Source organism: Elusimicrobiota bacterium (assembly GCA_018816525.1).
GTDB lineage: Bacteria > Elusimicrobiota > Endomicrobiia > CG1-02-37-114 > XYA2-FULL-39-19 > OXYB2-FULL-48-7.
In genome coordinates this window covers 1-11,643 of the sequence record JAHIVV010000010.1, presented here as the reverse complement: position 1 = coordinate 11,643, position 11,643 = coordinate 1, and the positions used below count along the sequence as shown (strand labels likewise).

Here is an 11,643-nt window from a genome sequence, read left to right as displayed (position 1 = left end):
TTCATTTTTTTGAGCTGGATTCGTATTTAAATCAATGCCGCTATGAATCACTTCCCAGTTTTCTGGTTTACCGACTTTGAATTTCAGGGATTCCTTTTTTTCGCCTTCAGTCAATGCAACAAGTTTGTCGGTGATAATTGAACTTACCCGTTCAAGGAAAACAAAGAGGAAGGTTTTTAATTTGCCCGAATAGCCGTAGAAGACATGCCCGTGCGGAGTATGAACTATTTTAATTCGAAATTTGAGATTTGAAATATGATTTACAAAAAATGCTGCCCAGCGGCCTAAAAATCCGGCTTTGGATGAGTGTGTATGGATAATGTCAGGCTTTTCGGTTTCGATTATTTTATAAAGTTCAAACAGCGCCGTCAGGTCTTTTATGGGAGAAATATCCCTTATCAGAGAATCAAGGCGTTTGTTGGGAATGGTTTTTAGTGTGTTTTCAGAAACAGCGCTCCTGCCGAATATAAGCTTTGTGTCATACTTGTTTTTATTAAGCTTATCAAAAGTAATTAGAACATTTTCAGCTGAACCGCCCTTATCAAGGCGTGTAATAATATGGAGTATTTTAATTTTGTTTGGCATATATAATTTGTATTTTACTAAACAATTGAAATGGAGTCAAACCAATTAAAACGCTTGTCTTTTATGTGATATTTTAGTATACTTAGCGAACATGAGGAATTATTTGGTTGTTGGGTTAACCGGGACAAATGCTGCCGGCAAAGGTGAAGCGGCGAATTATCTCAAAAAAAGGGCTTTCAGATATTTTTCATGTTCGGATGTGCTCAGAGAAGGGTTGGCTAAACAGGGTATAGAGCCTACGAGAGATAATTTGATTGTTTATGGCAACGAATTACGCAATAAATATGGCGCCGGAGTGCTTGCAAAAAGATTAAAGCTGAAAATTAAAAGCAAATCGATCGTTGATAGTATCAGGAACGTTGAAGAGATAAAGGAATTGAGAAGGCTGCCCCATTTTGTGCTGATTGGAGTAGATGCACCGGTGAAATTAAGGTTTAAGAGGGCTTTAAAGAGAAACAGGTTGGGCGATGCGGCGACTTTAAAAGATTTTGTTGCTAAAGAAAAGAGAGAAAACACGTCGGATCCGAAGTGCCAGCAGTTGTTTAAGTGTCTTAAAGAGGTTGATATTAAAATTATAAATAATGGAACTGTTAGAGAGTTACATAACAAAATTGAGAGAATATTGAAAAATGAGCAGGCCAAGCTGGGATGAATATTTTATAAAAATGGCGTTTTTAGTCGCGGAGCGGTCTACTTGCCGCAGGCATCATGTGGGCGCGGTGATTGTCCGCGATAAAAGGATTCTTACGACCGGTTATAATGGTTCGCCTTCGGGTACAAAGGATTGTTTGGAGCTGGGCTGTTTGAGAGAAAAGCTCCATATCCTTTCCGGGACCAGGCATGAGATTTGCAGGGCGGTTCATGCTGAGCAGAATGCAATTATTCAGGCGGGACTGCACGGAATAAATATCGGCGGTTCTACAATTTATTGTACGCATTCGCCGTGCAATTTGTGCGCGAAGATGATAGCTAATGCGAAGATTTCCAGGTTTGTGACGTGTACCGATTATGCAGATAAGTCTTTCAAGAAATTATTCAAGGAAGTCGGTATCAAATTTTCCAAATTTCCCAAACCCCTCCTAAAAATCTCGGCGTTGGATTAAGTTGTTTCAACTCATTTTTAGTTTCCTCTATGAAACGTTCTAACTCTCCTGTCAAGTCATTAAGAAATGTAACCCTGGAATGAATTGAAAAGAATTCATAGTAAATCTCGTGATGGAAGGAATTGGTACAAAAAAATGTTGAACAAAAATCTGATAACAGCCTTGTTTTTATGTTTAAGCATTGCCGTATCTGCGCAGGAAACAAACAAAAATGTCCTGACTCTTGAAAAATCTATTGAAGTTGCCCTTGCCAACAACAAAAGCATACTTATTGCTAAAGAAAAGCTAACCAAGGCAAAAGGCAAAATTACCGAAGCCAAATCAGGTTTTTTACCTTCATTGACATTGCAGGTCAGCTATACTAAGTTATCGCTGGTGCCTTCATTTACATTATCCCTGCCGGTTGGCCCTGCGGTTATCACGAGGGAAATGAAGCTTGGCGCGGAAGATAATTATATGGTCAAGGCAATCCTGCAGGAAACATTGTTTGCCTGGGGCAGGGTTTCAAATTCCTACAATTTAAGCAAACACAATTTACAGGCCGCAGAACAGGCCTACAAACTTGCAGTTGACGAAACCATTTATAAGGTAACCAGAACTTTTTATGGTGCGATACTTGCCAAGAGCGTTTATGAAGCAAATGAAGAGATGCTCGAAAAATCGCAGGAGCATCTTAAAGTTGTTAAAAGTAAATTTAATTCAGGAAATGCTTCCCAGTTTGAAGTGCTTAGGGCCCGCGTGCAAGTTGAAAATACAAAACCGTTGGCCAGCAAATCAAAAAATTCTCACGAAACTGTCCTTATCAACCTTAGAAATCTATTAGGAATAAAACAAGCCCAATTGATAGAAGTGCAGGGCGAACTTATTTTTATTAAAGATGAAATTACTTTGGAAAAAGCTTTAGAGGATGCATTTACTAACCGGCCAGAGCTGAAACAAGCCGAATTAAGAAAACAAATTTCAGAAAAATCATTATCCATGGCAAAGGCTGGAAACAAGCCGAGCCTGATTGCTGTCGCAAATTATAATTACCAGAACCCTTTTTATTACACGTTGGATTGGGTTAACAATTGGTCAGCCGGTGTTGTGTTGAATTATCCTATTTTTGACGGGTTTGCAACTTCAGGAAGAGCCGGCCAAGCTAGTTCTGACCTGGAACAGGCTGAAATTCAAGAACTTCAGCTTAAGGATGGGATAGAAGTTGAAGTGAGACAGCTTATGCTTGCGCTCAATGAAGCACAGGAAAGGATTGTTTCCCAGGAAGAAAATGTAAAGCAGGCGCAGGAATCGATGAGAATTGCTGAAGTGGGCTATGCTAACGGGGTGGTTACAAACCTGGAAGTGATGGATACCCAGCTTGCGCTTACGCAGGCAAAGACAAATTACCTGCAGGCGTTGTATGATTATCTTACAACAAGCGCAGGACTAAAAAAAGCAACAGGCAGTACAGGATGTTCATCCCAAATGCAATGAACATTATGAAAACAATAATTAAAGAGGTGTAAAAAATGAACAAAAAAATGATGGTTCTGAGAATCGTAATTGCAGTGATTGTAGTTTTAGGGTTGGTTTTTTATTTCGTTTCAAAAAACTTTAAGGGTAATAAAAACAGCCAGGCTGCTTCGGGCGTTATTGAATGCACCCAGATAGAGATAACTTCAAAAATTTCAGGCAGAATCCAGAAGCTTTACGCCAAAGAAGGGGATACGGTAACTCAGGGTAAATTGTTGGTTGAACTCGCGCACGATGAAATTTCCGCTCAGTTTGACCAGGTTGACGCAAATTATAAAAATGCGCAGGCTAATCTCGCTAGATACAAAGAACTTTACGGCGCCGGGTCAATTTCCAAACAACAGCTTGATAACGCGCAAACACAAGTCGAAGTGTTATCCGCAAATATGCGCAACGCCAAAGCCCAGCTTGATAACGCATCTTTAAAAGCGCCGATTTCCGGCATAGTTTTAAGTAAAAATGCGGAGGAAGGCGAGATTGCTTTTCCCGGTATGTCTATTTTAACTGTGACAAATCCCGGGGATACCTGGATTAAAATCTATGTTCCCGAAACGATGCTTGGCAGGGTGAAACTTGGACAGGATGTAAAAGTGAAAACGGATAGTTACCCGAACAAGATTTATTCAGGCAAAGTTAGCAACATTGCATCTGAAGCGGAATTTACCCCGAAAAACATACAGATAAAAGACGAAAGAGTAAAACTTGTTTTTGCCGTCAAGGTGCGTATAGAAAATCCGAACCAGGAACTCAAACAGGGTATGCCCGCTGATGCTGAGATTGCGCTTGAGGGAAAATGATTCTTTCCGCAACAAATCTTACCAAGAAGTTTGCCGAAAATACCGCAGTAAATAATCTTTCATTCAATGTTGAAGAGGGCGAGATTTTCGGCCTGATCGGGCCGGACGGAAGCGGTAAAACAACCACTCTGCGCCTTTTATGCGGAGTAATCACCGCAACAGCAGGAGATGTAGCCCTTCCCAGCCCTATCGGATACATGCCCCAGCGTTTCAGTTTATACTCCGACCTTACTGTTGAAGAAAACATGAACTTTTTTGCCGATATGTACCAGGTACCAAAAAAGGAGCGGCAGGAACGCATGGAAGAACTATATGAATTCAGCCGTCTTCAGCCTTTTAAAAACCGGTTTGCCCAAAATCTTTCCGGAGGCATGCAAAAAAAGCTGGGGCTTTCCTGCTGTCTTATACACACGCCAAAATTACTTCTTCTCGATGAGCCGACTACCGGTGTTGACCCTGTTTCAAGGCATGAATTGTGGGATTTGCTTTACCGGTTGAAAGAAAAGGGCGTTACAATTATCGTCAGCACGCCCTATATGGATGAAGCGGAAAAATGCACGAGGGTCGCTTTGATGCATAACGGCAATTTTATTGTCTGCGCCAGCCCGGATAAACTGAAATCATATATGAAAAATGCAATTCTTGAGGTGTGGTGCGCGGATTCAAGAAAGGCGCGCGCGCTTTTTAAAACGCTTGAAGGCGTAGAAGGTATATATCCCTTCGGCGATACGCTTCATATGGTTTATAGAAAAGAAACGGCGGGAAAGCCGGAAGAAGAAGCCATTAAAAATATTCTGGCAAAAAACAATATTGAACTTTTTGATATGCATAAAATCAGCCCTTCGTTTGAGGATGTTTTTATTTCATTGATTGAAAAAGGCGGTTAATCAGGCATGGAATCTATTTCAGTAACGAATCTTACAAAGCAGTTCGGGAAATTCACTGCGGTTAACGCTATAAATTTTGAAATCCGCCAGGGTGAAATTTTCGGTTTTTTAGGCCCTAACGGTTCCGGCAAGTCAACCACTATCAGGATGTTGTGCGGGATAATTGAATCTACTTCCGGCGAGGGTTATGTCGGAGGATACAATATTAATACAGAATCAGAAAAAGTTAAGAGCGTTATCGGTTATATGTCGCAAAAGTTTTCTCTCTATGAGGATTTATCCGTATCGCAGAATATAGATTTTTACAGCGGTATATACGGAATCCCGAAAGAAAAGAAGCAGGAAAAAAAGGATTGGATACTGGAAATGGCGGGTTTGAAAGGGAAGGAACGCTCCACGCCGAAAGAGCTTTCCGGAGGCTGGAGGCAGAGGCTGGCCCTGGGCTGCGCGGTAATCCACCAGCCGAAAATAATATTTCTCGATGAACCTACAGCGGGCGTTGACCCGATTTCAAGAAGAAATTTCTGGGACCTTATCCAGGATTTATCTCAGCAGGGCATCACTATTTTCGTAACTACGCACTATATGGACGAGGCGGAACACTGCAACCGCCTGGCTTTTATTTATAATGGGGATTTAATTTCAACCGGCACGCCCAGGGAATTAAAAACAGGAATGCATTCTTTGGAAGAAGTGTTTGTTAATCTGATTAAAAAACATGACAAATAGAATCCTGGCAATTGCGAAAAAGGAAATCATACACATTCGCAGGGATACGCGCACGCTTATGCTTGCCATAGGCTTGCCGGTGATACTGCTGTTAATTTTCGGCTACGCAATCACATTTGATATTAAACATATACCCATCGCGGTTTGCGACCTGGATATGTCACAGAAAAGCAGGGAACTTGTCAGCATGTTTGCTTACAGCGGGTATTTTGACGTTGTGGATTATATTCCTTCTGTGAATAAAGCTGATGCGCTTTTAAACAGCGGGAAATGCAAGGTTGTGCTCGTAATTCCTCTGAATTTTTCAAAAATGCTCTATCGCGGCGAAAAGGCTTCAGTGCAGATTTTAATTGACGGCGTTGAGGCAAACACGACATCTGTTGCGTTAGGTTACATTCAGGGAATAATGCAGATGTATTCTTCAAAAATACTGCTTGACGTTTTGAATAAAGCCGGTTTCTCAAATCAAATTAAAGGCATGCCTCCGGTTGATGCAAAAATCAGGGTGTGGTATAACCCGGAATTGCGCAGCCAGAACTATGTGATCCCGGGTTTGATTGCGGTAATAATGATGATTATTACTGCCATGCTTACATCTCTTACGATTGTCAGGGAAAAAGAAAGGGGCACTATTGAACAGCTTATAATCACGCCGGTAAAACCTTACGAGATAATGCTAGGAAAAATCCTGCCTTATCTTTTGATAGGTTTATTTGATATGCTGATTGTTTTTATCGTAGGGATACTGGTTTTCAAAGTGCCTTTTATCGGGAATTTCATATATCTTTTTATTTTCGCTGTGATTTTTGCCGTGTGCGGGCTGGGTATCGGGCTTCTCATTTCAACTATCGCGGATTCACAGACTTTTGCGATCCAGCTGACGCTTATTACCTCAATGCTTCCGGCATTTCTTTTGTCGGGGTTCATGATCCCAATAAAAAATATGCCCGGCATAATACAATTTGTAACTTATGCGATTCCTGCCAGGTATTTTATAATAGTTTTGAGGGGAATATTTTTAAAAGGAAGCAACATATTTATTTTGTGGAAAGAATTTGTTTTTCTTTCAGCTCTTGCTTTCTTGCTGATGGCGGTGTGTTCGAAGAGATTCAAGAAGAAATTGGATTAGGGGAGCTATGGTGTTAAACAGAATTAGGATTTAAAAAGATGAATAGGATTTATTACATTATCAAAAAAGAATACATACAGACTTTTAAAGACAAGCGCATGGTAATGCTTATCTTTGTGGCGCCTATTATTCAACTTCTTCTGCTGGGGTATGCGGTGAATATGGATATCAAGCATGTATCCACTGCGGTGATTGACAGAGACCGGTCTTTTGAAAGCAGGGATTTTATAAGAGACGTAAGCGCTTCAAGGTATTTTGACATAGTTTTTTATCTTAAAGAAAATGAAGACGTTCATAAAATATTCCAGAAACAGCAGGCTGAGATGGTAATAATCATACCTCCGGACTTTTCCAGGAAATTAAAAAGAAACGAAAAATCGCCTGTGCAGGTAATTGTTGACGGCAGTGATTCAAATTTCGCAACTATTGTGGTAGGGAATATCACTCAGGTTGTAAGGCGTTTTTCAGAAAAGTATTCAACAAAAATGCTTGAAAGGATGAAATACTCGATAAAGATCCCGAGAGTGAACCCGCAAACCAGAATCTGGTATAACCCGGAAGCCAAAAGTTCAAATTTTATGGTTCCGGGTGTAATCTGCATGATATTGCTGGTGGTAACTTCTTTGCTTACAGCTATGGCTATCACCCGCGAAAGGGAAATCGGAACGATGGAACAGCTGATAGTTACTCCGATTAAGCCTATCGAGCTTATTCTTGGTAAACTGATTCCTTTTGCACTTATAGGATTTTGTCAGGTGGGGTTAATAGTTGCCGCTGCGCAGTTAATTTTTGGTGTGCCAATGAAGGGTAGTGTTTTACTGCTTTTTGCTTTATCAGGATTAGCTCTTCTGACTACGCTGGGGCTGGGGTTGTTTATTTCAACTATTTCTCAAACGCAGCAGCAGGCAATGATGTCAACCTTTATGGTTATAATGCCTTCAATAATTTTATCGGGATTTTTCTTTCCTATTACCAACATGCCTAGGCCTGCCCAGATTATAACCTATTTTATTCCTTTAAGGTATTTCCTTCATATTATACGCAGCATTTTTCTGAAAGGAAGCGGGCTGGATATTTTATGGCCGGATGCACTGGCCTTACTGGTTTTTGGGGTAGCAATTATAGCTTTGAGTGTTGCCAGATTTAAGAAAAGACTGGGATGAAACCTATATTTTTTTTATTGCTTCTATTCTCTGTAGAATCGGGGGGTGGGAATATTCCAAAAAAACCTTTAGAGGGTGGGGAGTAAGGTTAGAAAGATTATCAACCGAAAGCTTTTTCAGCGCGGCTGTCATTGATTCAGGTTTATTATAAGCGCTCACAGCAAATCTATCTGCTTCATATTCATGCTTGCGCGATAAAATATTGCCCAGTATTGAAAGAATCAGGTTTATCGGAGTAAACAGAAACCCAAAAAAGAATAAACTCGCATAAATCGAAATGTTTGCCATCTTGAAAGCGGCAAAAAGCTGTTGGTTGTTTAAAAACAGCGAAAGTATGAAAAACATTAATCCGGTAGTGAAAATTGTGATAATTAAGGATTTAAAAATATGTTTTTTCTTATAATGGCCTATCTCGTGGGCCAGCACGGATACAAGCTCATCTACTGTGTGTTTTTGAATTAGAGTATCGAATAAAACTATCCTGCGGTATTTGCCGAATCCTGTAAAATAAGCGTTTGATTTAGTTGACCTCTTGGAAGCATCCATCTTAAATAAACCGCTGAGCTTAAAGTTCTGTTCTTTCGCAAAATTTTCAATTGCAGTTTTAAGCTCGCCTTCTTCTAAAGGAATAAACTTATTAAAAAGCGGCATTATTACTACCGGCGCTATAAAAGCGAGAAATAAATAAACAACTGTGACAAGAACCCAGCAGTAAATCCAGGCGGATGAACCCGTCTTTGCGAAAAACCACAGCACTAAAGCAAAAACAATGCCCCCGATAATTCCTGTTAAAAGCCATTCTTTCAAGTGATCAAGGATAAAGGTTTTTATGGTGGTTTTATTAAACCCGAACTTTTCTTCTATAACAAAAGTATGGTATGCAGTAAAAGGAATACTTATTATTTCGGACGCAAACATAACTACCCCCGCGAAAATAAGCCCGGTAAATATACTGTTGAATCCAAATCCTCTGGCAAAATTATCTATGCAGTTAAATCCGCCGGCAAGGATAAACATAAGAACGATGACAAGATTAAATGAATCCGCTATTAAATCAAAATTGGTATTCTCTTTAAGATAGGTTTGCGAGATTTTGTATTTATCTTGTGAATAATGGCCGGCAAATTCTTCAGGAAGCACGGTAGAGATATGTTTTACATTGAGGGTTTCAACAACAAGGTTAAGCAGGTAATTGCCGATCAGGATTGCCAGAATGATAATCAGATAAATGTTCATTTTTTACCTATTTAATACCCAATGTTAGTCGCTTAGAAGACTATTGGGTATATTGTCCTTTAAAAAAAGAGCAGTTTATCTGCTCTTTTTTTCTAAATGGAGGTGGCGGGGGTCGAACCCGCGACCTTATCCACGCCAAGGATACGCTCTCCCAATTGAGCTACACCCCCATTTGTTTTCAGGTTTCTATATTAGCATTTTTTAAAGCAGTGGTAAAGGATTATGGCCAATTATTTGTGATTAGATAAAAATTCTCTTATTTCCTGGTCTTTGGGAGATAGTTTTAATGCCTTTGCCCAAACCTCTTTTGCCTTAGCTTTTAATTCGCTGTTTTTTTCTGCATTAGCAACACAATACATCGCTGAACCAAGGCGTTTTAATGCAGTTATATTTCCAGGCTCAAGGTCTAGGATATCGCTTGACTCTTCCATTGCCAAATTGAATTTACCGTCATAAATATAATAGAGAGCTAAAAAAAGTTTGTAATCTACTAACTTAAATCCCTTAGGCATTTCCTGGCTCTTGGCTATTTCAACATATTGGTCTTTCGGCATAATATACAACTGTTTTGCAGTTTGATCTTCTGACAATTCCCAGGCATAATAAATCTTGTTTATCGAAATCTTGTCATCTCCGCTTATTTCGGCTGTTATAGCAACCACGTTGCCTAATTTTTCTAATAATTTATCCCAAACTACATTATCATCGTAGCTGTCCATGAGCATGTACAATTTGTTTTTTGCTTTTTTATAATAACCGCCCTTTATCAGGTTAACAACAGGCACTAATTCTTTATCAATTTGTTCATCAAATGCCCTGTCATATATTTTTGTTTCAGGCGGCGGGGGCGGCGGCTCTTGCCTGGGTGCTGGTTCTTTTGTTTCTTTTACTTCAGTTTCCTTCTCTCTTTTTTTAGGTGTTCCCGTACATAACTTGCTCCTTGTTACGATGGAAAATTTTTGTACGCTGCCAAACTCTTTTGATGATATTTGACTTACATCTAACTGAAAGTGGCTGTTCATAAAGCCAAAACCTAACGTAATATCATTGGATCACTTTCCGCACCTTATAAATATTGAGTTATCAATAAGCGCTTCCATACCAAAATTTTGTTTCGTCGTTTTTCCATTTTCAGATAAAATTAAATCTGTATCGGCAAGCAGATAACTATTTCCTTTGATATTTTGTTTGTAAGCTATCCCATACCTTATTGTTTCCGATAAAAATTCATCGTCTTTTTGGCCATTCGTGTTTTGAAATGAAACACCAAAAGATAAACCTTCAATCCCGGGATAAATCAAAGTTCCAATATCATATAAAGTATCTGTTTGTTCAAGGCCATCGGACTTTGACTGAAAATTCTTAGTATTAACGCCAAAGGACAGGTATTTCGCCGGGCTAAGCGCATAAGTAAGCGTTAATATACTATCTTGCTGTGAAGAATAATCGCCGGTGCCGGATAAAACGTTTGATGTTTGGCTGTTAAAAAAGTTTAAACCAAAAGAACCAACTATTTTTGTATTGTAAGCATAACCCCATAAAGTCTGCATGTTACTTGAACCTTTCCCTGCAAACATTAACGCCCCTTCTTCGTTTTTTATATTAGTAATACCGGCGGGATTATAATTGGGCCCAAAGATATCATCAGACACTGCCGTATAAGCTTCACCCATACCGCAAGGCCTTGTTCCTGATTGCTCTCTTAAATAATTTATATCAGCTATTTGAGAATCACAAAAAGAAATATTTGGAATTAAATAGAATAAATAGACGTGTATTAAAATAAAAAAACTTACTGGCAGCCTGGCGATCATTAGATGCCTCAAGTGTAGAATAGCATTACTTATAAAAATGGCGGGCTTTTTGCCTTTTGTGTTCAATTATCCTGCGTTTTTTGAAGGCAGGCACGCCGGTGATAATTTCTTTTTGTTTTTCTTTTTTTACTAAATCTTTTTCCACGAAAACATTCTCTTTTGTAAAGGGGTTCATTTCCGTGTAATACATCAGCGCGGAGTAGGTTGACGGGAGCGGGGTATAAATCTGTATCTGCTCCGGGTTTATTTTCAGGTTTTTGGATATAAACTCTTCCATTTTTTCCATCTCCCGGTCCGTGCATCCCGGATGCGCCGCTATAAAATAATACGTCAGGAACTGGTTCTTGCCCGTCTCCTGCTTAAGCTGGTCAAACATCTGCTTGAATTTATGCAGGTAATCCTTATTTTGTTTGCCCATCATCTTGAGCACATGTCCCTCGGTGTGTTCCGGGGCGATTTTTATCTGCCCTGAAGTATGGTTTTCAACAATTTCTTTCAAATAATTATAGCCGTTGAGTTTATCTTCAATTATCATGTCATAACGAAGGCCCGAAGCTATAAAAACCTTATTTATCCCGTCAATGTTATGAATTCTACGTAAAAGGTCAATCTGCCTGCGGTGGTCCAGGTTTAGATTTTTACATATGCTTGGGTAGAGGCATTTTTTATCGGCACAGCCGCCTTCGGA

13 protein-coding genes and 1 tRNA gene are annotated in these 11,643 nt (G+C 39.6%); 8 read left to right on the top strand and 6 right to left on the bottom strand.

What is annotated here, in order from left to right; all coding sequences use genetic code 11:
- Positions 1-585: glycosyltransferase (locus tag KKH91_01270; GenBank protein ID MBU0951444.1), on the bottom strand; the 585-nt coding region annotated here is incomplete at its 3' end.
- 103 nt (positions 586-688) lie between these two features.
- Between KKH91_01270 and KKH91_01265 the strand changes: the two genes are divergently transcribed.
- From KKH91_01265 to KKH91_01230, 8 genes are all read left to right on the top strand, one after another.
- A complete protein-coding gene (locus KKH91_01265; GenBank protein ID MBU0951443.1) occupies positions 689-1,237 on the top strand; it encodes an AAA family ATPase in 549 nt (182 codons plus the stop codon).
- A complete protein-coding gene (locus KKH91_01260) occupies positions 1,215-1,688 on the top strand; it encodes a cytidine/deoxycytidylate deaminase family protein (protein MBU0951442.1) in 474 nt (157 codons plus the stop codon). Before KKH91_01265 ends, KKH91_01260 begins: the two co-directional genes overlap by 23 nt.
- Before the next feature lie 135 nt (positions 1,689-1,823).
- Positions 1,824-3,161: a TolC family protein gene (locus tag KKH91_01255; protein ID MBU0951441.1), complete on the top strand. Its 1,338-nt coding sequence runs from the start codon at positions 1,824-1,826 to the stop codon at positions 3,159-3,161.
- A gap of 35 nt (positions 3,162-3,196) precedes the next feature.
- Positions 3,197-3,997 (top strand): efflux RND transporter periplasmic adaptor subunit, encoded by an 801-nt coding sequence (locus KKH91_01250; GenBank protein MBU0951440.1) that lies wholly within the window; start codon positions 3,197-3,199, stop codon positions 3,995-3,997.
- Positions 3,994-4,884 carry an ABC transporter ATP-binding protein gene (locus KKH91_01245; protein MBU0951439.1) on the top strand — a complete coding sequence of 297 codons (891 nt, stop codon included), beginning with the start codon at positions 3,994-3,996 and terminating at the stop codon, positions 4,882-4,884. The genes KKH91_01250 and KKH91_01245 overlap by 4 nt, the downstream gene beginning before the upstream one ends.
- A gap of 6 nt (positions 4,885-4,890) precedes the next feature.
- Positions 4,891-5,613: an ABC transporter ATP-binding protein gene (locus KKH91_01240; protein ID MBU0951438.1), complete on the top strand. Its 723-nt coding sequence runs from the start codon at positions 4,891-4,893 to the stop codon at positions 5,611-5,613.
- Entirely contained in the window at positions 5,603-6,742 is a 1,140-nt protein-coding gene (locus tag KKH91_01235) for an ABC transporter permease (protein ID MBU0951437.1), read from the top strand. Before KKH91_01240 ends, KKH91_01235 begins: the two co-directional genes overlap by 11 nt.
- A 38-nt stretch (positions 6,743-6,780) precedes the next feature.
- Complete coding sequence (locus KKH91_01230) at positions 6,781-7,905, top strand: ABC transporter permease (GenBank protein MBU0951436.1); 1,125 nt, start codon at positions 6,781-6,783, stop codon at positions 7,903-7,905.
- A 3-nt stretch (positions 7,906-7,908) separates the two neighbouring features.
- Here the strand turns inward: KKH91_01230 and KKH91_01225 are convergent, their stop codons facing one another.
- From KKH91_01225 to KKH91_01205, 5 genes are all read right to left on the bottom strand, one after another.
- Positions 7,909-9,141 carry a M48 family metallopeptidase gene (locus KKH91_01225; GenBank protein ID MBU0951435.1) on the bottom strand — a complete coding sequence of 411 codons (1,233 nt, stop codon included), beginning with the start codon at positions 9,139-9,141 and terminating at the stop codon, positions 7,909-7,911.
- Positions 9,142-9,238: 97 nt separating this feature from the next.
- Positions 9,239-9,311 (bottom strand) — tRNA-Ala (locus tag KKH91_01220).
- Between the two features lie 60 nt (positions 9,312-9,371).
- Positions 9,372-10,163 (bottom strand): hypothetical protein, encoded by a 792-nt coding sequence (locus KKH91_01215; protein MBU0951434.1) that lies wholly within the window; start codon positions 10,161-10,163, stop codon positions 9,372-9,374.
- A 30-nt stretch (positions 10,164-10,193) separates the two neighbouring features.
- The gene (locus KKH91_01210) at positions 10,194-10,955 is read right to left on the bottom strand and encodes a hypothetical protein (protein ID MBU0951433.1); all 762 of its coding nucleotides are present in this window, start codon (positions 10,953-10,955) and stop codon (positions 10,194-10,196) included.
- A 25-nt stretch (positions 10,956-10,980) separates the two neighbouring features.
- Positions 10,981-11,643: YgiQ family radical SAM protein (locus KKH91_01205; protein ID MBU0951432.1), on the bottom strand; the 663-nt coding region annotated here is incomplete at its 5' end.